Annotated in this window: 22 protein-coding genes and 1 pseudogene; 4 read left to right on the top strand and 19 right to left on the bottom strand. The window is 43.2% G+C overall.

The features are described from left to right. Positions 1–28: 28 nt before the first annotated feature. The 5 genes from H8Z82_RS14780 to H8Z82_RS14760 all read right to left on the bottom strand — a co-directional run bounded on the left by H8Z82_RS14780 (position 29) and on the right by H8Z82_RS14760 (position 5,813). Positions 29–1,063 (bottom strand): DUF6077 domain-containing protein, encoded by a 1,035-nt coding sequence (locus H8Z82_RS14780; protein ID WP_186995542.1) that lies wholly within the window; start codon positions 1,061–1,063, stop codon positions 29–31. Between the two features lie 3 nt (positions 1,064–1,066). After that, complete coding sequence (locus tag H8Z82_RS14775) at positions 1,067–3,361, bottom strand: xanthine dehydrogenase family protein molybdopterin-binding subunit (protein WP_186995541.1); 2,295 nt, start codon at positions 3,359–3,361, stop codon at positions 1,067–1,069. Position 3,362: 1 nt separating this feature from the next. After that, positions 3,363–3,830 carry a (2Fe-2S)-binding protein gene (locus H8Z82_RS14770; RefSeq protein ID WP_019161942.1) on the bottom strand — a complete coding sequence of 156 codons (468 nt, stop codon included), beginning with the start codon at positions 3,828–3,830 and terminating at the stop codon, positions 3,363–3,365. Continuing rightward, on the bottom strand, positions 3,820–4,638 hold the full coding sequence (locus H8Z82_RS14765; RefSeq protein WP_186995540.1) for an FAD binding domain-containing protein: 819 nt from the start codon (positions 4,636–4,638) through the stop codon (positions 3,820–3,822). Before H8Z82_RS14765 ends, H8Z82_RS14770 begins: the two co-directional genes overlap by 11 nt. Positions 4,639–4,712: 74 nt before the next feature. Then, positions 4,713–5,813: a DUF362 domain-containing protein gene (locus H8Z82_RS14760; RefSeq protein ID WP_186995539.1), complete on the bottom strand. Its 1,101-nt coding sequence runs from the start codon at positions 5,811–5,813 to the stop codon at positions 4,713–4,715. A gap of 216 nt (positions 5,814–6,029) precedes the next feature. Between H8Z82_RS14760 and H8Z82_RS14755 the strand changes: the two genes are divergently transcribed. Further along, complete coding sequence (locus H8Z82_RS14755) at positions 6,030–6,512, top strand: DUF6465 family protein (RefSeq protein ID WP_186995538.1); 483 nt, start codon at positions 6,030–6,032, stop codon at positions 6,510–6,512. A gap of 120 nt (positions 6,513–6,632) precedes the next feature. Then, on the top strand, positions 6,633–7,997 hold the full coding sequence (locus H8Z82_RS14750) for an MATE family efflux transporter (RefSeq protein WP_186995537.1): 1,365 nt from the start codon (positions 6,633–6,635) through the stop codon (positions 7,995–7,997). A 101-nt stretch (positions 7,998–8,098) separates the two neighbouring features. Here the strand turns inward: H8Z82_RS14750 and H8Z82_RS14745 are convergent, their stop codons facing one another. Together H8Z82_RS14745 and H8Z82_RS14740 are read right to left on the bottom strand one after the other, a co-directional pair. Next, positions 8,099–10,417, bottom strand: coding sequence for an ABC transporter permease (locus H8Z82_RS14745; protein ID WP_186995536.1), 2,319 nt, complete (start codon positions 10,415–10,417; stop codon positions 8,099–8,101). Between the two features lie 11 nt (positions 10,418–10,428). Next, the gene (locus tag H8Z82_RS14740) at positions 10,429–11,127 is read right to left on the bottom strand and encodes an ABC transporter ATP-binding protein (RefSeq protein ID WP_186995548.1); all 699 of its coding nucleotides are present in this window, start codon (positions 11,125–11,127) and stop codon (positions 10,429–10,431) included. Positions 11,128–11,451: 324 nt separating this feature from the next. Between H8Z82_RS14740 and H8Z82_RS14735 the strand changes: the two genes are divergently transcribed. Both H8Z82_RS14735 and H8Z82_RS14730 read left to right on the top strand, forming a co-directional pair. Then, complete coding sequence (locus H8Z82_RS14735) at positions 11,452–12,699, top strand: iron-containing alcohol dehydrogenase (protein ID WP_186995535.1); 1,248 nt, start codon at positions 11,452–11,454, stop codon at positions 12,697–12,699. After that, positions 12,680–14,059, top strand: a complete 1,380-nt coding sequence (locus H8Z82_RS14730; RefSeq protein ID WP_186995534.1) for an aldehyde dehydrogenase — start codon at positions 12,680–12,682, stop codon at positions 14,057–14,059. Before H8Z82_RS14735 ends, H8Z82_RS14730 begins: the two co-directional genes overlap by 20 nt. 20 nt (positions 14,060–14,079) lie before the next feature. Here the strand turns inward: H8Z82_RS14730 and rsmH are convergent, their stop codons facing one another. The 12 genes and pseudogenes from rsmH to H8Z82_RS14670 all read right to left on the bottom strand — a co-directional run. Continuing rightward, complete coding sequence (gene rsmH / locus H8Z82_RS14725; protein WP_019161951.1) at positions 14,080–15,132, bottom strand: 16S rRNA (cytosine(1402)-N(4))-methyltransferase RsmH; 1,053 nt, start codon at positions 15,130–15,132, stop codon at positions 14,080–14,082. Between the two features lie 72 nt (positions 15,133–15,204). Further along, positions 15,205–15,912, bottom strand: coding sequence for a GTP pyrophosphokinase (locus H8Z82_RS14720; protein ID WP_186995547.1), 708 nt, complete (start codon positions 15,910–15,912; stop codon positions 15,205–15,207). Between the two features lie 406 nt (positions 15,913–16,318). After that, a complete protein-coding gene (gene thiH, locus H8Z82_RS14715; protein WP_019161953.1) occupies positions 16,319–17,578 on the bottom strand; it encodes a 2-iminoacetate synthase ThiH in 1,260 nt (419 codons plus the stop codon). Between the two features lie 14 nt (positions 17,579–17,592). After that, complete coding sequence (locus H8Z82_RS14710; protein WP_186995533.1) at positions 17,593–18,357, bottom strand: thiazole synthase; 765 nt, start codon at positions 18,355–18,357, stop codon at positions 17,593–17,595. A 43-nt stretch (positions 18,358–18,400) separates the two neighbouring features. Beyond that, positions 18,401–18,595 (bottom strand): sulfur carrier protein ThiS, encoded by a 195-nt coding sequence (thiS, locus tag H8Z82_RS14705; protein ID WP_019161955.1) that lies wholly within the window; start codon positions 18,593–18,595, stop codon positions 18,401–18,403. A gap of 232 nt (positions 18,596–18,827) precedes the next feature. Continuing rightward, positions 18,828–19,112, bottom strand: a pseudogene (locus H8Z82_RS14700) (DUF3990 domain-containing protein); the annotation flags it as partial. Beyond that, positions 19,085–19,339: a DUF3990 domain-containing protein gene (locus H8Z82_RS14695; protein WP_019161957.1), complete on the bottom strand. Its 255-nt coding sequence runs from the start codon at positions 19,337–19,339 to the stop codon at positions 19,085–19,087. The gene H8Z82_RS14695 and the pseudogene H8Z82_RS14700, both read right to left, overlap by 28 nt. After that, positions 19,332–19,556: a DUF3791 domain-containing protein gene (locus H8Z82_RS14690; protein WP_019161958.1), complete on the bottom strand. Its 225-nt coding sequence runs from the start codon at positions 19,554–19,556 to the stop codon at positions 19,332–19,334. The genes H8Z82_RS14695 and H8Z82_RS14690 overlap by 8 nt, the downstream gene beginning before the upstream one ends. A gap of 74 nt (positions 19,557–19,630) precedes the next feature. Continuing rightward, the gene (locus H8Z82_RS14685; protein WP_186995532.1) at positions 19,631–19,951 is read right to left on the bottom strand and encodes a hypothetical protein; all 321 of its coding nucleotides are present in this window, start codon (positions 19,949–19,951) and stop codon (positions 19,631–19,633) included. Between the two features lie 109 nt (positions 19,952–20,060). Continuing rightward, a complete protein-coding gene (locus H8Z82_RS14680; protein ID WP_019161960.1) occupies positions 20,061–20,246 on the bottom strand; it encodes a DUF6440 family protein in 186 nt (61 codons plus the stop codon). A gap of 138 nt (positions 20,247–20,384) precedes the next feature. Then, entirely contained in the window at positions 20,385–21,680 is a 1,296-nt protein-coding gene (ltrA, locus tag H8Z82_RS14675) for a group II intron reverse transcriptase/maturase (RefSeq protein ID WP_186995531.1), read from the bottom strand. A 617-nt stretch (positions 21,681–22,297) separates the two neighbouring features. Further along, positions 22,298–23,179 (bottom strand): site-specific integrase (locus H8Z82_RS14670; RefSeq protein WP_186995530.1); only part of this gene is annotated, 882 nt, incomplete at its 5' end.

Here is a 23,179-nt window from a genome sequence, read left to right as displayed (position 1 = left end):
TCCTTTGTATTCCCGGGATTTACTCTGCTCACAGGCATAAATATACACCGCCCAGAAGCAGGGATGGCATACAGCACAAAATCCCATAGAGAAATCTCCGGGGAGAACGGTTCTTCACCAATGCCAGCAGTACAAACAGGCCTGTCACAACAGGGGCCAGCATAATCCCCATAGAGGAAACATGGCAAGCCGCCAGATTGACCATCGCCAGAAGAAGCCACGGGTATTCCGGCTGGTCTTCCAGCACCAGGGCAAGTCCAAGATAGATAAGGAAGGGTAAAATCACTGCTGCCAGTACTGCTTTTCCCTGCCAGATACGCACCAGCAGAAAATTGCCTCCCGTATATACAGAAAATCCGGAAAACCAGATGATTGTAGCACAAAAAAGCAGAAACAGCCCCTGCTCTCTTCTTTTTTCTGCAAACCACAGTCTGCCAAACTGGCGGTATACCAGATAGGCAGCCAGCAGAAATACCACAGGATAAATGGTATGTGCAGTCACAGCCGGATGAAGACCTCCCGACAGCTGACTGATCACAGCCAAAAGCACCGGAAAGGGTGAGAGCACATATCTTCTGGGCAAAACTGCATATTCAGCCCCTGAATAAGGATTATATGCAAATATGGAATCTGTATGCACAGAGGTCGTGGCTGTTGCCACATAAAAGGCATCGTCTGCATCCATATGGGCATAATATACGCATACACCAATCTGTACCAGTATCACTCCTGCTGCGATCCACATCCAGGGAGAGATTTCCGGAATGGATTTTCTCAGTCTTTTTCCATAAGAGCCTGCACTACCGGCAAACCTGTACAGGCCATAGGCTGCACAGAGTCCCATTACTGCTGCAAACAAAAGGGTCACCAGATGTAAGGATAATTTTCGGAAAATCCCCGGCAGGATGAGAAGCTGTGCTACCGCCAGCATAAGCAGAAGTCCTGCCAGAAAGCTTTCACCCAGCGTATAGTCTTTCTTTTTCTTTACAAAGGGAATTCCGGCGGCTGTGGGTACAAAAATGAGCCAGAAGCCTGCCAGTACTCCCTTTACCATCATCTGCATGATTTATTTCAAGCCTTTCTTTTTCAGAATGCCCATAGCAATTTTCTCAGGCAGGATGGGAAGCTCCCTTACACGAACTCCTGTAGCATTATAGACTGCCTCTGCAATCGCCGGGCATGGAGTATCGATTACCAGCTCTCCGATAGACTTGGCACCAAAAGGTCCTGTCTTTTCATAGCTGCATTCAAAGTCTACTCGGATATCCCCAATGTCCTCTCTGGTAGGGATCTTGTACTGCATGAAGGAGTTATTGCGGATTTTTCCCTTCTCTGTGTACTGTACATCCTCGCTTAAGGCCATTCCGATTCCCTGTACCAGACCTCCCTCAGTCTGCACACGGGCAAGGTTTGGATTGATTGGTGTACCGCAGTCAACCACTGCCACATAATCCAGTAATTCCACACTTCCGGTCTCCGTATCCACTTCCACCTCTGCCATACCAACCATAAACGGTGGAGGGGAAAGAGGTGAAGAATGCTGTCTGACTACCTGGAGCTCTGTATTGTTAAAGCAGGTTCCCTTCAGTGCTATGGCTTCCAGAGAAACGCGTCTGCTCTCTTCCTCTGTGCAGTAAACAAAGGAACCGTCAAAATCCACCTCTGACTTATCTGCTTCCAGCATCTCAGCACCCACTTCACAGATTTTGGCCCGCAGATCCTGGCAGGCTTTGACTACTGCCATTCCTGTCGTGTAGGTAGTAGCAGAGGCATAGGATCCGGAATCATAAGGTGAAATATCAGTATCTACACTGAATACTACAATATTATTCATAGGTGTTTCCAGACATTCTGCAGCAATCTGAGACAGAATCGTGTCACAGCCGGTACCCATATCTGAGCAGCCCAGTGCCAGAGTATAGGATCCATCCTCATTAAGCTTAATATCTGCACCGCCTACATCCAACGCTGCAATTGACGAACCCTGCATTGCCATGGCCACACCTACTCCACGGACTTTGCCGTTACCCATATCACGGCATGGATATTTGGCATCCCAGTTCATCATTTCCTTTGCTCTGGCCATACAGCGGTCCATGGTACAGCTCTGAGCATAAGGAACATCATGATAGCCTGGCAAAGGTCCCCCCTCCAGAGGCATATTCAGTTCCTTGATCTTTACAGGATCCATTCCCATTTTGTGTGCCAGTTCATTTACTGCAGACTCCACTGCATAAATTCCCTGTGTAGCCCCATATCCTCTGTATGCACCTGCAGCCTGCATATTGGTATACACTACGTCAAAGGAAAAACGATAGGCTTCTGTATGTCTGTACAGGGCAATAGACTTATGTCCGCTTAAACCTACTGTAGTGGAGCTGTGTTCACCGTAGGCACCGGTGTTGGACAGAGTATGCACATCAATAGCCTTGACAATACCCTTCTCATCTGCTCCCACACGGACTGTGATCTCCATCTCATGGCGGGGAGAAGAGCAGATCATGGATTCGTATCTGGAGAAAATGATCTTGGAAGGGCGGCCTGTCTTCCACGTTACAATAGCCGGATAAATATCGCTGATGGAGGTCTGCTTTGCTCCAAAACCGCCTCCGATCCTGGGCTTGATCACACGAACCTTCGATGCCGGGATGTCCAGCGCCCTGCCCACGATTCTGCGCACATGGAAGGGAATCTGGGTAGAAGAAAGAACTGTAAGTCTGCCAAAATGATCCATATAACAGGCTGTGCGGAAGGTCTCCATCATAGTCTGCTGGTTTGCTTTTGTATGATAGGTCTGTTCTACTGTATATTTACATTCTGCCAGTACTTCATCTACATTTCCCTCTTCCTCAACAGCCAGGGCACAGAGGTTTCGTTTATTGTCTCCTCCCAGGGGGATTTTCAATTTCCAGTCATCCTCAGGATGGACCAGAATTGCATTATCCTTTGCCTGATGAATATCCAGAACAGGAGTCTCTACTTTATATTTTACTTTAATTCTCTTTAATGCCAGGTCGACTGCGGCCTCTGTCTCTCCTGCTACAATGGCAACCGCATCTCCCACAAAACGCACATGGCGATCCAGGATCAGGCGGTCATCCGGGCTCATCTCCGGAGCGGTCTGTCCAGCCAGGGTAAAACGCTTCTGAGGTACGTCCTGCCAGGTAAGGATACAGGCAATTCCCGCTACCTTTGCAGCATTTTCTGTCTTTATCTCCTCCACCCAGGCATTTGCATGGGGGCTTCTTAATATTTTGATAATAAGGCAGTCCTTTGGTGCCAGGTCATCTGTATATACAGGTTTTCCGGTCACCAGAGCCATGGCATCTATTTTTTGAACAGGCTGATTTACATATTTCATCTTATGCTTCCTCCTGTGCTTTTTTATATTGAAGGAATTTCAGAATTCCTCTTGTCTGTGAAACAAATCCGGAACAGCGGCACAGATTACCGGAAAGATATTCCTTGATCTGTTCCTCTGTGGGATCTGCAATTTCCTTTAACATGGCAAAGATATTCATAATAAATCCCGGATTGCAGAAACCACACTGCTCTGCCCCTTCATTTGCAATAAAGTTTCCCAGCTCTTTGGCTTCCTCCTGCATTCCCTCCAGTGTTACAATCTTTTTACCATCTGCACGGGCAGCCAGTGTGGAACAGGAAAGCACCGGTTTCTCATCCATCAGTACTGTACACAATCCGCAGTTTGCTGTTTCACAGCCTCTCTTTACACTATAGCAGCCCTTTTCCCTGAGAAAGTCCAGCAGAAGGGTATCCGGCTGGATTTCCTCCTGACGCTTTACTCCATTCAGCCAGAATTCAATTTTCATCACTTACACCTCCTACAGCCTCCCAGGCCCTTCTTGTGAGAACCTGCACAAGCAGACTACGATATTCCTGAGAAGCTCTCATGTTACCGGAAACAGGCACGTTCTTTGCCGCATATTCAGCAAAGCTGTGGATGGCCTGTGTCTTTTCTTCTCTGTTCATTGTATCAAAGCCGGACAAAAGCCCCTGTGTATCCTCCACAACCATGGCTTTGGCAGGTCTTGCCCCGATGACTGTACGGGGGCATCCGTTGACCAGAGATGCGGTACAGGTGAGTACAGGAAAATCTGTCTTCGTATTTCTCTGACTCAGATAGCAGACTGTAAGAGGGACCTTTTTTACAATCATATTTACCAGAATGTCATTGTCCTTTTTCATATTCACAAATTCAGTCAGTGGGATACGTCCTCCATGGAAAAGCTCCACATAGCTGTCCATGCCAAGAAACATGGTCAGTACATCAGAGAAACCAAATCTTCCGTAAATACTGCCGCCTACAGTGGCACAGTTACGGAACTGCACTCCCACAATATGACGCAGACTCTCCCTCATGGCTCCGCCGGTATATGTATTCAGAGCCTCATTTATCTCCAGGTCACGAAGAGAAGTCATGCATCCGATCACAAATTCCTGGTCATTTTCTGTAATCTGATCCAGCCCCAGCCCGGACAGGTCAATGGCAGTGGCCAGATTCCGGTTTCCCATTTTCATCCACACCATTCCTCCCAGGATTTTCGCCGTTTTTTTCTGGTTCAGCTCATAAGCTTCTTCCAGACTGTTTACCTTTACATAATTTTTAATTTTCAGCATGATAGAACCCTTTCTTTCATTATCTTCAGAAACAGATCACTATTTTGATTTTATCATAGATCAAAAGCAACTGTCTACTGTAAAAAATTCTCGATATATTCCTTCAGAAACTCATAAATCTGGTTTTCTGTAGGCGGGCATCCGTTCAGATTATGCTCAAACCTGCAGGTGCAGGCACCCACACCCAGTTTTCCTGTTTTGCCACGGTATCCCTGGCCGATGCATATCTTGGTATCCAGTTTTTCAAAAAGTCCGTCATTTTTTAACATTTCCAGAGCCGGGATCAGATAGCCATAGCAGGCACTGCAGGATTCCACTTCTTCCACTGCATCCTGTAATTCCACCACTTTTCTGGATTTAGGCAAGGCCTTTTTTGCAGTTTCTTCGCAGAAAATAATTTCCGCCTGTGACAGGTCTGCACTTCCTGCTCCCAACTCTTCTGCCAGTTTTACATATGGCACATCATTTGTCTGATAATGCATGATCTGACATACATAGGCATCTATGAGAACCGGATCCATTCCTGCCCAGATACGGTTCATCACTACCGGATTACCTCCGTCCTCAAAATCAAGATCTCCGCAGATATTATCTACTACAATAAAATCCTGACGGATTCCCATGTTCAGGTGAGCGATAGGTTTATGGAGGCCAAGGGCATGAAATCTCCTCTTTTCTGTATTGGGGATCAGACCCTTCATATTTTTTAGTGCACAGGTGATTTTTGTCTGGCAATGTCCTTTCAGAACAGGAACATTGATCAGGAAATCAATTTTCTCTACACTGCTGCAGATTTTCAGAGCCATGCCGCCGCAGTCTCTGTCCACGCCTGTGTCCTTCTGCATATCCCAGAAAGGAACCTGATATTTTTCGGAAAGCTCCCTGTAACCACAAAGTTCATAGGCTTCTGTGGTTTTGTCTCCTACCCAGGAGCCTTCCAGTATAGCAATTTTAGCGAATCCTTTTTTCTGAAGATATTCAATGATACCTGCCACTATCTCCGGATGAGTGGTAGCTCCCCAGGAAGCTTCGGTGGGCGAAACCAAGTTAGGCTTGATTCCAATCTGCAGATCCTTAGCCGGAATCTGCTCTGCCAGACCGCACTGCTCCAGGAGCTCTTTTGTCATTTCTTTGTATTCTGTTCCACTTTTAATATAGATTTCATTTTTTTTCATATGCACCTCTGTCAAAGCCTGTTAATTATTGTATTTTTCCCAGTAACACCAGTATAACACAGGTTCAGATTCTTTACCGTTAAAATTTGACAATATGAAGTTTTTGTGGTACGGTTGACAGGAAAATATTGACACTACCGTAACTGTTCAGCGACTTTAGAGAATGGCTGACTGATGAATGGTTACCGCACAGTTAGAATCGAGGAGAGGAATCTTATGAGAAAAAAATCAACTACAAGAACCAATGCCGCTAAAACAACTGCTGCAAAAACAACTGCTACTATCAAAGAGGCTACCACAAAAGCAACAGAGCTGGCAAAAGAAACTGTTGAAAAAGCTATCGATAAAGCTCCGGAAGTGATCGAAGAAGCAAAAGCTACCGCTGCAGATATTGCAAAATCCCCTGTTATTGAGGAAGCAAAGGCTACTGTAGAAGAAGCAAAAGCTGCAGTAAAGAAAACAGTAAAGGAAGTTGCTCAGAAAATCGAAACAACCAGAATCGCAGAAACAACCATCGAGTTACCTGGATGTGCAGTTACTATGACAGCTATTGAAGAAGCAGTGAAAAAAGATATGGAAGCAAAGGAAATTTCCGGCAAAGAGATCAATGTATACATTAATATCGACCAGAAAGCCGCATATTATACTGTTGACGGCGAAGGTGCCGACAACTACAGAATCGATCTTACCTGCCTGTAATCTGAGCTGTACAGTTTACAACTCTAATTGCTTTAAAAGCCATATCTGTTCATTCTCAACAGATATGGCTTTTTTGTACACAGATAGTTACAGGAATCATAATTATTCAGGAGAAACAACATGAACTGTACAAATATTAACAATACAAATTTCAATCGGCAGCTGCTGAAATTATCTATTCCAATTATTATCCAGAATCTGCTCAGCGCTGCAGTAAGCTCCTGCGATGTTGTCATGCTCAATTACGTGGGACAGTCTTCTATTTCCGCAGTGTCACTGGCTGCCAACTATTCCAATGTACTCTTTATGGTATATTACGGAGTGGGCACCGGGGCTTCCCTTCTGTGTGCCCAGTATTTTGGCAAAAAGGATCTGAAAGCCATCCATATTATCGAGGGAATTGCCCTGCGTTTTTCCCTGGTAATTTCTCTGCTGGTGGCCCTGATTGCCTTTACCATGCCGGACAAAATGATGCAGATTTTCACCTCAGACCCTGAGCTTATCAGGATCGGAGCCTCCTATCTGCGGATCATGGGAATCACCTATCTGTGCTGGAGTATTACAGAAGTATATCTGTCTATCCTGCGCAGCATCGGACGGGTAACTGTCTGTATGATCCTGAATCTCCTGGCCTTTGTATTGAATATCATCCTTAATGCAGTCTTTATCTTCGGGCTGTTTGGCGCACCCAAACTTGGGGCTGCAGGTGTTGCCATTGCCACTGCATCCTCAAGACTTGTGGAATTACTGGGATGCTTTATTATTTCCTTCTTCAGTAAAGATGTGCGGCTGAACCCCAGATTTATATTTGTCCGCAGCAAATCCCTTCTGAAGGATTTTATTCGCCTATCCCTGCCTGCGCTTGGCAATGATGTAAGCTGGGGTGTAGGCTTTGCCATGTATTCTGTGATCCTGGGTCATCTGGGTTCAGACGCTGTAGCTGCCAACTCACTGGTAACTGTAGTGCGCAATATCGGTTCCGTATTTTGTTATGGGATTGCCAGTGCAGGTACGATCATGCTTGGAAAAACAATGGGCGAAGGAAAGCTTGCTCAGTCAAAGGAATATGCTTCCCGCATGCTGAAGGCAACTGTGGTTGCAAGTATCTTCGGTGGTCTGGCTGTATTGGCTGCTTCTCCTTTGATCATGCAATTTGCCTCTCTGAATGATACTGCCATGCATTACCTGAAATATATGCTTCTTATCAACAGCTACTATATTACAGGCTCTGCAGTAAACACAGCTCTGATCGCCGGGATTTTCCGGGCAGGGGGAGATACAAAATTCGGCCTGATCTGCGATACCATTGATATGTGGCTGTATGGAGTGCCTCTGGGATTTCTGGCTGCCTTTGTCCTGAAGCTGCCTGTATTGTGGGTATATTTCCTGCTGTGCACAGACGAATTTGTGAAATGGCCCTGGGTGATCGGACACTACCGCAAGGGAGAATGGGCGAAAAATATTACCAGGGATGATATTTCCTGATAGGCTTTGATGATCCGCTTTATCCCCAAAACAGGTATGGCAGACAATTTTTCATTGCCTGCCGCACCTGTTTTATAATCTGATATCACAGTATTTTTCCATTATTCTACATTCTTCAGTGCCTCATCCATAGGCACTTTTTTTATTCTTCGAAACTCCAGCAGAGCCACAACTGCATAAGTAACAATTCCTGCCACAAACATCTGTAGATAGATCATCGGATCGATCCAGAGCGTGATCCATCCGGAAATACTGGACAACATCATCTCCCTGAAAAGTACCTTCATAATCACAGTTTCCAGTGGCAGGCTCAAAAGCAGACAGAGCACCACTACCAGAGATGTGGACAGAATATATAATCTACTGATCTCGCCGTTGGTGTAGCCCAGAATTTTTACCATAGATATGGACTGGGCATTTTTTTCGATAATGATCTTGGAAAGAAGATAGATCAATACCATATAGATCACAATAGCAAATCCATTTACCATTCCCATCATACTTCCCATAGACACATCCAGCTGTCTGGAAATCTTGGTCAGTGCATCCAGGTCCACCACTGACCCAATATATTTGTCTTTGATATCTGTAATCCTGGTATCAGAAAAATAACCGCTATAATAATCCTCTCCCAGATCAAAGGTTTTGTTCAGCTGAGTTCTGGTCATGAATACACACAGGCCTGCCGTATAATCATAAATTCCTGTTACCGCAAAAGAATACTGTTCCTTTTCATACTTTTCCTTCAGGGTAATGGTATCTCCGGGATGAATTCCATATTTGTCCGCATAAGCACTGGAAATATAGATTCCTTTATCAAGATCAGCTTTTACATATCTGCTGTCCGGCTCGATTCCATACAAAAGAACCTCCTCGCTCTTATACTTTCCGGGAAGAGTATTTAAAGAATATGCTGAAAACTCTTCTGCATCTTCATTCTTTGTTTCCGCAGACATATAGAATTCCAGTATAGAAAACAGACTGTCAAATTTGTTTCCACTGGCTGCACTTACCGGAACCTGAAGCATATACTGATATTTTGCCAGCATATTATTCTGGATTTCCACCTGATAATGAGATAAGGCCGAAGGAAGGAGTAATCCAAACATCAGCAGCAGGTTGGCAAAGATAATCCCGATAAACAGTACCAGATAATTGCTCATATTCTGAAAGATCACACGAAGGCGAAATCTGGAAAAGATTTTTATAACAGGGCTTAAATTAATTGCTTTTTTCCTCTTTCTGCCTGAAAGATCCCTGCGCAGGAATTTCAGCGGGGAAAGACGCAATTTGTGTCGGAGAACTCCATAATTCACCACCAGCATAATGATCACCGGAACTACTGTTGTAAGCAGAAAAGCTTCTGCGCTCCATACGGTCACATAGGTAGGCAGGCTATAGCTGCCATAATACATTCCTGCACATACATTCTTAAATACTGTATATCCCAGAATATTTCCCACCAGAGCTCCCAACAGTGTAACAAGGACAGGCAATGCCATATAGTGCCGGATCAGTTCTTTCCTGGTATAGCCGGAAGCTCTGAGTGTACCGATCACCCCTGCTTCCCTGCGAATCGTATTACTGATGGTAATCCCGAATACAAAAGCCATAATGACAATTACAATGTATAACAATATGATCATCATAGCCTTGTCACTTCCCATATCATCCCCGGTAAAGGTGATGGCCTGATTCAGATATCTGGGTACAAAAGCTTCCAGGGTAACGATTTCCCCTATATTTTCCATCAGTTCTTCTGAAACGTCCTTTTCCTTTTTTTCTGTTTTGGGCTGTTTGTCATAGATCCAGGAATAATTGTACTGGAGCTTATCCTGATCCAGGGTATCAAACTCCTCCGGTGTTACCACAGAAACTCCGAATTTCACAGAATCAAACATGGAATCATTATTATTCTGAAAAAGACAGCTGTAATCAGACAGAGCCACAAGCCCTGTAATCTTCCAGGTCTGCTTACCGCTTTGGCTTTTCAAGGTGTCTCCCACCTTCAGTTCATTATTGTCTGCATACATACGGTCAATGGCAATTTCCCCTGTTGCTTTGGGAAATTCTCCCTTCATCAGGCATACTCCATTGATTTCTGTCCTGTTTTTGAAAAATCGCATGGTACTTCCATTATCCAAAGGCTCTTCAATATAGAAATTTTCATACAGCTTTATTCCCAGATTCTGGATTTCTTCTTTCTGGCTTTTATATATCTGTTGATTGGTACGGAAATTTCCGTTTTCTATATTGTATTTTTCAAATCCATCATTATAAGCAACAATCATACTTCCGTCAGCCACCAGAAATCCGGAAACCATTCCTATGGTCAATACCATCAAAATAAAGACCACCAGATATTTTCCCAGTTCCCCCTTCAGTTCTCTGGGCAGACGTTTGTGTAAAGGATTTTTCATCATATGCCTCCTTACCAGTCCAACTCTGCTGCCGGGATCTTATGTTCATTCATATAATTTTTCCGGATCATGCCATCACGAAGCTTGACTACACGATCGGCCATATCCTTGATGGCATCGTTATGCGTTACCATGACGATAGTGTTGCCGTATTTCTGATTTACCGTCTCGATCAGCTTCAGGATTTCCTTGGAAGTATTATAATCCAGGGCTCCTGTAGGCTCATCGCAGAGAAGAATGTCCGGATTCTTTACAATGGCACGGCCGATAGCAGTCCTCTGCTGCTGACCTCCGGAAAGCTGATTGGGAAGCTTTCTCTGGTGCTCATAGATTCCCAGCGTATGGAGAAGTTCATCTACATCCAGAGGCTTATCACTGAGATAGGCTCCCACCTCTATATTTTCCCGCACTGTAAGATTGGGGATCAGATTATACATCTGAAAAATATATCCCAGATGCTTACGTCTGTACAAAGACAGTTTCTTCTCTGACATATCTGCCAGACGCTCCCCGTCTATGACCAGATTTCCTTCGTCTGCACTGTCAATCCCACCGATAATATTCAGAAGCGTGGACTTACCGGAACCGGACGGCCCCAAAAGCACGCAAAACTCCCCTCTCTCAATGTCAAGATCCAGCCCCTTAAGCACATCTACCCGGCTGTCTCCCGTACCAAAAGACTTCTTAATTCCCTGTATCTGCAGAAACATTTTTTTCATTCCTCCCTCATATCCACTTCCTGTGGAGCAAATTTTTTTAATATAACACTACTGTTTTATAGTAGTGTTATATTTCACTAACTTTAGGTTAGTATAAGCTTACTCCATTGTCAACTGATTTTCGTAGTTTCGTAAAATTTTATGGATATGTTCGTATAAAGTTGCTTCTGCTATTTTTAAGCTCTTTTACCAAAGATAAATTTTGAATATCAAAATATATTGACTTTTCATTTTTACCTTGTTATATTTTTTCTGAAGTAACTGCTATCCGGCAGTCTGCAAAACAGCAGGCTGCCCCCAAGAAAGGAATTATCCATGAACACTCTCAGAAAAATATATTGCAGGGCTTTTCAGAAAGCTTTTCACATTGCAATTCCCTTTTTACCTTACAGAAAACCTAAAATCTCAGGAAGCGTCAAGGAACTCCCTGAAATCATCATGCGCCACAAATGCACTCATGTTCTGGTCATTACAGATGGTGGTATCATGAAGCTTGGACTTACCAGAAGACTGGAAAAAGCTTTAAAGGAGGCCGGCATCCCCTATACCATTTACGATAAAACAGTTGCCAATCCTACTACTGTCAATGTCCGCGAAGCCCTGGAACTTTACCGTAAGGAAGGCTGTGATGCCATCATCGGTTTCGGCGGCGGTTCCAGCATGGACTGTGCCAAGGCAGTCGGTGCCTGTGCAGTCAAACCCAATCAGTCTCTGGCCCAGATGAAGGGAATCCTGAAGGTGCATAAGAAACTTCCCCTTCTCATGGCAGTTCCAACCACTGCCGGAACAGGAAGTGAGACCACTCTCGCCGCTGTAATCACAGATGCAGACACCAGATATAAATACGCCATCAACGATTTCCCGCTGATTCCCCGCTATGCAGTGCTGGATCCCAAGGTTACCTTAAGCCTGCCCCCATTTATCACCGCAACTACAGGTATGGATGCCCTGACTCACGCAGTGGAGGCATACATCGGCAATTCCACCACCATTGATACACGTAGGGATGCATTAAAAGCAGTAAAACTGATTTTTGAAAATATAGACATTGCCTATGAGCATGGTGATAATATTCAGGCAAGACGAAATATGCTCCACGCATCCTTCTACGCAGGCTGTGCTTTTACCAAATCCTATGTAGGATATGTTCATGCAGTGGCTCACTCCCTGGGCGGACAGTACAACGTTCCCCATGGACTTGCCAATGCCATTTTGCTGCCACTGGTGCTTAGGGAATATGGCTCCTGCATTGACAAAAAGCTGCACAAACTTGCCATTGCAGCAGGACTTGCAGACAAAAATACGCCGGACCATGAAGCAGCAAAGCTTTTTATCCGGGCAATCGAAGAGATGAAAGAGCGGTTTGGAATCGTAAATATTGTAAAAGAAATTCAGGAAACAGATATCCCCAAGCTTGCCCATTATGCAGATAAAGAGGCCAATCCTCTGTATCCTGTGCCGAAGCTTATGGATGCCTCCCAACTGGAGAAATTTTATTACATGCTGATGTCTCTGACTTCTGAAAAAAAGGAGATTGTGTATTATGACAGAAACAGAAATTAAAGAAATCCTCCGGAAACAGCGCAGCTATTTTTACACAGGTGCCACTTTACCGGTAGAAAAAAGGCTGGATGCCTTAAAAAAATTAAAGACCTGTATTCAGAAATATGAACCACTAATCAATGAAGCACTGAAACGTGACCTTGGAAAAAGTAACTTTGAATCCTATATGTGTGAAGTGGGACTTGTGCTCTCAGAACTCAGCTACATGATCCGCCATACACCTTCCTATGCAAAAGAGAAGACAGTACTGACTCCACTTGCTCAGTTCGCTTCCAGAAGCTATAAAAAGCCATCTCCTTATGGTGTGGTTCTGGTTATGAGTCCATGGAATTATCCCTTCCTGCTCACCATTGATCCACTGATCGATGCGATTGCAGCCGGAAATACAGTTGTACTGAAACCAAGTGCCTACTCTCCTCACACCAGCCGGGTAATTGAAACCATTATCACCGAATGTTTTGATTCCCAGTATGTAGCTGTGGTAAACGGCGGACGTACGGAAAATAACACTCTTCTCAATGAACATTTTGACTATATTTTCTTTACAGGAAGCCAGCATGTTGGCAGGGAAGTAATGGCAAAAGCATCTGTACATCTGACTCCGGTTACCCTGGAGCTTGGCGGAAAAAGTCCCTGCATCGTAGAGAAAAGTGCCAACCTGAAACTTGCAGCCAGAAGAATTGTATTTGGAAAATATCTCAACTGCGGTCAGACCTGCGTAGCACCTGATTATATTTACTGCCACAGAGAAATCAAGGATGAACTGATCCGCCAGATCCAGAAACAGATCAAAAAACAGTTTGGTTCCGCACCTCTGAATAATAGAAATTATGGAAAGATTATTAATGAAAAGCACTTTACTCGTATCTGCAATCTAATCGATCCCGACAAAGTAGTCTGCGGCGGTGAAAGCAATCCGGGAACTCTTCAGGTTGCTCCTACTGTTATGGACAATGTAACTTTCGGGGATGCAGTAATGCAGGAGGAAATCTTCGGTCCTGTGCTTCCTGTACTAACCTATGATTCTCTGGATGAATCCATCGAAAAAATCAACTCCATGGCACATCCTCTGGCATTATATATCTTCACATCCAGCAAAGAAGCTGCGGAAAAAGTTACTTCCCGCTGCGGATTCGGAGGCGGATGTGTCAACGACACTATCATCCATCTGGCAACCAGTGAGATGGGATTTGGCGGCTTTGGCGAAAGTGGAATGGGTTCCTACCATGGCAAAGACGGTTTTCATACTTTCTCCCACTATAAGAGTATTGTAGACAAAAAAACATGGCTGGATCTGCCAATGAGATACCAGCCATATAAAAAAATTTATGAAAAACTATTGAGGAAGTTCCTGAAATGAAATAAGGAACTTTCTCTATGTCAGCACTTCACTGCCCAACGCATTTTTGTAGATCTGGCCCTGCCATTCTGGGCACATTCCTGGGCGGATGGACGAACCACATCTTTTGCATAATCTGAGTAAATTCCCTCTCTGTATCCTTCCTTCAGAGCTTTCTTTACCAGCTTGTCCTCTCCGGAATGGAAGGTAAGGATTGCCACTCGTCCGCCTGGTTTCAAAGCATCCGGAAGCTTCTCCATAAATTCATAAAGGACCTCAAACTCATGGTTTACATCAATACGCAGTGCCTGAAAAACTCTCTGACAGGTCTTTTTAACGGTATCCTTTTTCTCCTTTTCCGGAAGAAAATCCAGAGTTTTCTCAATTATCTGGCGAAGCTTTGTGGTTGTGTCTATACGGTTTCCCTTGCGGATCTCATCTGTGATAGCCTTAGCGATTTCTTCGCAGTAAGGTTCATCGGAATTCTCATAAAGCATCCCTGCCAGCTCATCTCTGGTGATAGTATCCAGACGCTGGGCAGCACTGATTCCGCTCTCCTGATTCAGTCTCAAATCCAGCGGCCCATCCACTTTAAAAGAAAAACCTCTTTTGGGATTATCAATCTGCATAGAAGAAACACCCAGGTCAGCCAGGATAAAATCAAAACCTCCTACCTCTCTGGCAATTTCATCAATTGTGCAGAAATTCTGAAGGCGCACAGTAAGCAGATCCTCACCAAAGCCCAGCTCTGCCAGACGTTTTTTTGTTTTGGCAGATTCCTCAGGATCCACATCTGTAGCATAAATGTGGCCTTTGCCCTCCAGACACTGGAGCATGGCTTTGGTATGGCCGCCATACCCTAAGGTTGCATCAAAGCCGGTTTCCCCCGGTTGGATTTTCAGGAAATCAAGAATTTCCTGTACCATAATGGAGATATGCATTCCTGCCGGAGTATTTCCCTTCTGGATCACATGTTCAATGGTATCTTTATATTTCTCAGGCTGAAGCTCCTTATACTTTTCCTCAAATTTTCTGGGATATTTTCCTTTGTAGCGAACGCGCCTTTTGTGTGGGGTCTGTGATTGATTTTCCATAATTTTCCTTTCACCGTACTCTCTTTTATTTTGTATTTCTTTGCAAATATTCAGCAGTCTGTACTTTTAGGGTTACTCTCCGAATTTACTGACCAGCTGATTTCTGATCTCCTGCATCCGTTCATCCAGCTGGGCACTTTGGGTAGCGCAGGCAAGAAGTTCTTCCTGCAGCTGCTGTGCCTGATCCTCGGGGATATCTTTTTTGTAACGCAGCTTATGCTCCAGACTCGCCCAGAAATCCATGGCAATCGTGCGGAACTGTACCTCCACATTTACCATCTTTTTATTTTTCTGCAGAAAGATCGGTACCTGTACGATCAGATGAAGGCTGCGGTAGCCACTTGGTTTAGGATTTTTTATATAATCTTTCTTCTCGATCAGTACAATATCATCCTGCTTCAGGAAACTGTCTGCCAGCTCATAGATATCCTCCGGAAAAGAACAGATCACCCGGACACCTGCAATGTCTTTAATATTTTCTTCTATGGAAGCCAGAGACATGGGAATATTTTTTCTCCTGATCTTACGCACCAGACTGTCATAGGATTTGATCCTTGTTTTAATGCCTTCAATAGGATTTTTATCGTATTCCAGAGAATATTCCTGGTTCAATACCTTGAATTTTGTCTCAATTTCCATAATCGCACACTGATAATAAGACATGAGCAGATCAAAGGGTTTTTTATTCTTTTGAATTAATTCCAAAAACTCATCCGACAGCAGATTTTTCCTGATCAGTTCATCCCTCCTGGCTTCCATACGGTTCTTTCCCTCTATCATTAACTCTTCAAAATTCTTCAAATGATTGTCCTCTCTTACAATTAAGTATTTCCATATATTTTAACATCTTATTTTCTCTCTGACATCATAGGTATCAGTATACCATATTTTTGTCCCAATGTCACTGTTCACAGCCAATCTCCGGATTTCAGTAACTTTTCTGCGTTACTGTTCACTCCGTTCACAGTAACACAGCCAAAATTCATTCCAGATTGCCTGCGGCAATGGAATTTTGGCTTGTATGTCTCGGGATTTTGGCATATTCATGCCAAAACACCTCGCGGAATAGTGGTGTGTGAACAGTAACTTTTCTGCTAAATAAAAATAAAAACAGCAGTATCATCGGCTAAATGCCAGATCATCCTGCTGTTCTTATAATTTTTAATCCATCTGTCAGATGGTCTTGTCATACATATAAATAATCGTTCAGAACCGGCTGCAAACCTCCCTGTTCCATATCCTGGTACATAGAAGCAAAGGACCGGGAATCATTGATCTCGAACTGTTCATCCCCTGCATCTGCCTCTTCCTTACCCTCATATTTTTCTTCATGATCGCCAATGCCGGTAGATACCCCTGCTGATACTTTCGTAGCACAGATTTTTGTAATGCCATTTCGAAAAACAGCACTTTCCCGGCTGGATACGGTAATTCCTGCAAACGGAAGAAACAGCCTGTAGGCACATAATACCTGGCAAAGCTCTTTCTCTCCCACATCCCTGGGATTGATCTTATCATTATTTACAATAGGACGCAGACGCGGACAGCTTAAAGAAAGCTCTGCATGAGGATATTTTCGGTTGATGTAATATACATGGAGGGCAGTTGCCAGTGCATCCTTCCGGAAATCATCCAGTCCCAGAAGAGCAGAAAAGCCTGCACCTCTCATTCCTCCCATCAATGCACGTTCCTGGGAATCAAACCGATATGGCCATACACGCTTGTGCCCCATCAGATGCAGTGTTTCGTATTTATCTGTATTATAGGTTTCCTGAAAAACAGTTACATAATCCACACCACATTCATGGAGATATCTGTATTCCTCTACATTGACCGGATAAATTTCGATCCCTATATTTTTGAAATATTTCCGTGCGATCTTAACCGCCTCTCCAATATAAGAAACATCTGAATATGCCCTGCTCTCACCGGTAAGGATAAGTATTTCTTCCATTCCTGTCTCTGCAATGACCTGCATCTCATGTTCAATTTCTTCATAGGTCAGTTTTTTTCTGCGTATATTGTTGTAGCAGTTGAAGCCGCAATAAATACAGTAATTCTGACAATAATTGGCAATATAAATAGGAGTAAAAATGTAAACTGTATTTCCAAAATGATTTTTTGTCAGTTCCTCTGCCTTTCTTGCCATCTGTTCCAGATAGGGTGCAGCCGCCGGAGATAACAATGCCTTAAAATCCTCTATGGTGCATGTTTCATGAGAAAGTGCTCTCTCAACATCATTGGCTGTATACAGATCATAATCATACTCATCCATAGCCTTCAGCACCTTGTCTTTGATATCCGATTCTATTACCTGCATTCCGTCCATATATTTCATATGGTCTGTACGGAAGGACGGATCCTGTTCCAGACGGTGCTTTCTTTCCAGGGCTGCAGGCGGAAGCTTGTCACTGTCTACAAAATATACCTGATTTTCTTCGTTCATGACTTTCTTCCCTCCTATCGCAAAAAGCCAGTCAGCGGATCTGACGCACTTCCGCCTCTCGCAAGCACTCTTCCCATTCCTGTAAGATATGCTTTTCTTCCTGCCTGAATTGCAAGCTTAAAGGCTTCCGCCATATCCGGTATATTTCCTGCAGTGGCAATGGCTGTATTGGCCATGATCGCAGCAGCTCCCATTTGCATTGCTTCACACGCCTGGGAAGGCTTTCCGATTCCTGCATCCACGATGATCGGCAGATCAATTTCATCGATCAGGATCTGGATCATTGCTTTTGTTGCCAGTCCCTTATTGCTTCCAATAGGAGAAGCAAGAGGCATTACAGCAGCTGCCCCTGCATTCTGCAGATCTCTCGCCACATTCAGGTCCGGATTCATATACGGCAACACTACAAAGCCTTCCTTTGCCAGAATTTCTGTTGCCTTTATGGTTTCCTGGTTATCCGGGAACAGATATTTTGCATCACGCATGATCTCTATTTTAACAAAGTCACCACATCCCATTGCTCTGCTCAGTCGCGCGATCCTGACAGCCTCCTCTGCATTTCTGGCACCTGAGGTGTTAGGAAGCAGTGTAACTCCTTTGGGGATATAGTCCAGTATATTTTCACTTTCACTTGTATTTGCACGGCGCAGTGCAAGAGTGATAATCTCTGCCCCACCCTGTTCTACAGCAGCTTTGATCAGATTCAGATTATATTTTCCTGAGCCCAGAATAAAACGGCTCTTAAATTCTTTCCCACCTAATATCAGTTTATCTTCCATTTTGTTCTCCTCGTTATTTCGTCATGGTTGTTCTTTGTCTTTTTCAGCCTCCGCCTACAAATCTCAGCACTTCAATGGAATCCTCTTCCTGAATTGTCACATTTCCAAGTTCATCCCTGGGAACAATCTCCAGATTTCGTTCCACGACTACCTTATCCGGCTCAAATCCTGAAGTTTTTAAATATTCCAGAAGATTTCTTCCGGCAATCGCTTTCTCTTCTCCGTTGATCCTTACCAATGTGCAAGTCTCCTTTCTTTGGTCTGACACCTTCTTCCTGACAGCCTCCCTCTTTATTTGTGCAGCTGCTGTCCGGAATATTTATAATAAACGTCAAAAAAGCACCGGACGATACAATCCCAGTATCATCCGGCGCCTGAAATATTCTGCGAAAAGTGGTGCCCCCAGTTCACAAAGAATAGGGTATCATATTTTTAGTTGGTTGTAAAGAGTGACTTTGAGGGTTGAAAAGATCTGCCATAGCACCAATTACAATATCATAATTGTGATCTTTCCCACTTCTGCAATCCACAATAAAATCCAACCATTCTTCAGACATTTCTTTAAATTCCTTAATATTAAGGTTAGTGTTCATCCGTACATCATAGATAGAAATAGCCTTTGTTTCATACCGTTTAGCCCATCGCTGTGCCTGTTCTTTAATAATCGTACAGTAAAAAACATAACCAAAATCTTTGGTATTGCGACTTTTGAAGCAATATTGATCTTTTAGTTTATTGGGCAGCAACTGCCTGATGCAGAAATCGTCTGCTTCCTTATCGCCTGCTGTCCCTCTTCAATTGTTCCTGTTGCCATTGCTTTGGCTATTGAGGTTCTTAAAAAACTTTCTGCCTGCTCCTTTGATGTGGTTAAATAAAATCCCTGCCCAAAATCTTTTCTCTTTGCACATTTGGCAAGATCTGGCTCTTTTACCTCACAATAGCTTCCATGATAGAGAACAAATCCATCTTTTAACTCAAGCACTAATCTCTATCCCCTTTCCTTGCAAAAATTCAGTAATATCTTCAAGCACAGCTTCATCGCCTTCACAATGAAAAATTCCATAACATTTTTCTATATATCCAAGAACATCAGCTTCTTTAAACAAGCGGATAATCTGTTCAACAGGTAAATGCCACTCTTCTGAAGCCAGCCGGATTAATCTTGTTTGCATGAAAGTAATCTCTGTTTTCTCACTCATTATGAATCCTCCTCATTTTTCTTGGTCAATAAAACTGGAAGTTTCTAGTTGAGATTATCAACCATGCACCGTGCTCATATGATTGAAAAGGCAGCATATATTCCGGAAAACAAATTAGAAATGGTGTGTATAATCCAACTTGGAATGATTGAACCGTTAGCGTTTGCAGTTTCGATATCTCGTATCGTATAAAGGGTTAGTGCTCCTGAAACTATAAAGACAATGGATACTACAATAATACCTATTAAGGTTTTCTTGCCTCCTTGAACTTTTTTCAGCCCTATCCACTCTGCAAATTTTTGATGCTTTCTTACCGTTACGAACCACCAAGCAACTGGAATAATCCCAAACAAGATAGTTTGTAATATGCTGCTAACTATTTTATTGATCAACAAATTTATAATATGCCTCCAAATCCCGATTAAGATTTCACCTGTTTTAAGCGATTTAATAACTGTTATATTTGTTATTAAATTCTCTGCAAACCCTTGAAAACACTGAATTTTACTTTGTAATTATGACTTTTCCTTCAGAATCCAGAAGAGGTGTAATACCAGCCCCATATCCAGATTTCCAACAAAGATAATTAACTCCAGTCTCCTTATCTACAAGAATTTGTCGAATCCCTTCATCTTTAAGCGAACTTCCATCTCTAAATATAACTTCAAATCTTTCTTCTTTCTTTGCCATGTTTATTTCTCCTCGTTAAGCGTTAAATCCCGACTTCTTAGTTTCAAAGTCGAGTAGACTAAGACCTCTCAATCTTAGCCCCTCACAGATCCGTACATGCGGCTTTCCCGCATACGGCTCCTCATAGTAACATTCGCTTCAATATAAACAATAGTACGTTTTAGGTTTTGCTAACGGGTAATACTTGAGCATTTCCACAAATCCATTCCATGTGTATGCCCGTCTACAACCTCTCCGATTCATGGCTTTGAATAGAAACTGTTGTACTCTATGCAGGAATGTTGTTATCTTCCGAAAATTCCATGTAACACCATAATACCGATAGTGTCCAATTAGTTTTACGTTCAACTCTTTAATTATTTCTCGCATTGGTCGATTTCGATTATCGTAAATCCAGTTCTTGTATGCTCTAACCTTTTGCTCAAACTTCTTTCTTGAAGTCTGTACCTTTGGTACGAAACCTCCCTTTCGAGTTTTGCTACAGTAGAAGGTAAATCCCAGAAAATCAAATGTTTCAGGCTTACATTCTCCTCTTGCTCTACGATTCTGCTCTGCAAATCTCCCAAATTCAATCAGTCTGCTTTTACTACTTTCCAGCTCCAGTCCAAACTTTTCCATTCGTTCCTTTAACTCTTTATAGTATCTTTCAGCTTCTGACTTATATTGAAATCCTGCAACAAAATCATCCGCAAAGTTGACGAGAAAACACTCTCCCTGCATTTCCCTTTGCACCACCAGCTTAAACCACAGCGTCAGCACATGATGCATGTATATATTTGCAAGCATCGGACTCATTACTGAGCCTTGTGCCGAACCTTCCTCTGTTGGCTCGAATTCTCCTTGCTCCATTATTCCTGCTTTAAGGTATTTACATATTAGCCACAATAAGTTCCTATCCTGTATATTCCATTCAAGGAACTTCATCATCCAATCATGGTCGATATGGTCAAAGAAACCTTTGATATCGGCATCTACGATATAGCTGATTTTTCCATAGCTTATCCGTTGGTATACTTCTTTTATTGCTTCGTGACACCCCCTATTCGGTCTGAATCCATACATGCAGCTTAGGAATCTCGGTTCATAAATAGCTCCCAGTATTTTCTTCACTGCCATTTGTACAATCTTATCTTCATAGGAAGCAATCCCTAATGGTCGTTTCTTTCCATTTCCTTTAGGTATATATACCCTCAGTGACGGAAGTGGCTTAAAGGATTTGTTTTTCAACCTCTGTACCAGTTCCTTGATATTTCTATCAAGGTTCTTCCCATACTCATCCTTAGTTACCTTGTCAATTCCGACTGCTTTGTTCCCATCTAATTCCTTATGGCATTGCTTTAGCATATCTTCATTTATCAAGTGGTACACTGATGTAAATATAGGATGTTTTGATGTTGCCGATATCTCAGCTATTCTTACTAATTTCGTTTCCATTATTTCCTCCGTCCCTGAGTACGGATAATGTGTCCTCAGTAAGACCTTTACTATGCAATCCCCTTCCCTCCATCGGCATTGCCCGATTTCTACAGTACTATGGGATTGTCCGACCACCTACCATTCATTTGAAATCCTCCGTTTTCAGTTGCAACTTCATACTCTTCTTCGAGAAATGGCAGGTTCTCCCCAGTTGATGTGTATTCACAATGTAAAACATGATTGGTTCTCTGACTCCGCAGTGCCACATAACACTCGCCATATCGCATTACATGATATTGTCTTCCGCACCAGTTAAGACGTCGACCGACTGAAGTTAACGTTTCGAAGCTCAATCACTATTCAACCCTGCTTTCTTGCTGTCTACGCTTGTCAGATGCCGTTACCGGCATCATCCCAAGACTCGCTATTATCTGGTTGGCTAAACCTTGGATAAACCGGAATCCCACCGGCTTGACTACACACCCTTTGCTGGGCGCACAACTGGAATTTATATAATTATCTCTCTAACTTTCCCCATTTTATAGGCTTTCCCGCCTGTCCATTAGTGAAATGATATGTAGTTTCCCTTATTTTTGCCCTTATGAGATAATCACAAGGGAAATAAGGGAAATTTTTTAGTCATTGCCTACCACTTTATCAAGAAGCCGAACCGATTTTCGTTTCGCATCTCTTGTGGAGTGAGCATAGACGTTCATTGTGGTACTGACATCTGAGTGTCCTAACAATTCCTGCACATCTTTTGGGGCAGCTCCATTTGCTAAAAGGTTGCTTGCATAGGTGTGACGTAACTGGTGGAAATGAAAGCCTTCAAATCCCTCTAATGTTTTTGCTACCTTTCTGCATACCGTTCCCAAAGTAGTCGGAAGTTCCAGACAGCCATCAGGTCTTAAGCAGACGAAAGAAATTTCTTTATAATCTGCCGGGACTTCCTCTATTCTGTCTAAGCAATAATACTCGTAGTACACTCTGTTTTTCTCTTTGACCTCTTTGTAGTAGTTCGTGTGATAAAGTTCTCCATACTGCATTCGATTTTTTAACTGCTCTTTCCGGGCATTACGGAAAATCTCTACCAGCGTATCTCCAAAATCAACAATCCTCACTTTTTTCCGCTTGGTTGGTCCGATGATATATTTGCGTTTTGAGCCATCATATCGGATGCTGCGTCTTATGGTAAGGCATTGTTCTTCCAGATTTACGTCCTGCCATGCCAAACCACAGGCTTCTCCAATACGAAGCCCGGCATAATAGGCTATCTGGATTGGAAGTATTGCGGCTGGGTTCTTTTTTTGAAGATACGTAAGCAGTCTTTCATAATCTTCTCGTGAAATTGGTTGGATATTTCCGTCCATGTCCTCATCCGAAAACAAATCAACTTCGTCCGTCTGATACCGCAGTTTAATATACTGCATGGGATTAAACGTAATATACTGTTTTGGAAATACTGCAAAGCGGAAGGACTGCTGCATGACTGCGGAAAAAGAATGGATGTAATCTTT

The sequence above is a fragment of the Blautia difficilis genome, assembly GCF_014297245.1.
GTDB classification, from domain to species: domain Bacteria; phylum Bacillota; class Clostridia; order Lachnospirales; family Lachnospiraceae; genus Blautia_A; species Blautia_A difficilis.
The sequence above is the reverse complement of the archived record's forward strand: the minus strand, read 5'-3'. Positions and strand labels throughout refer to the sequence as shown.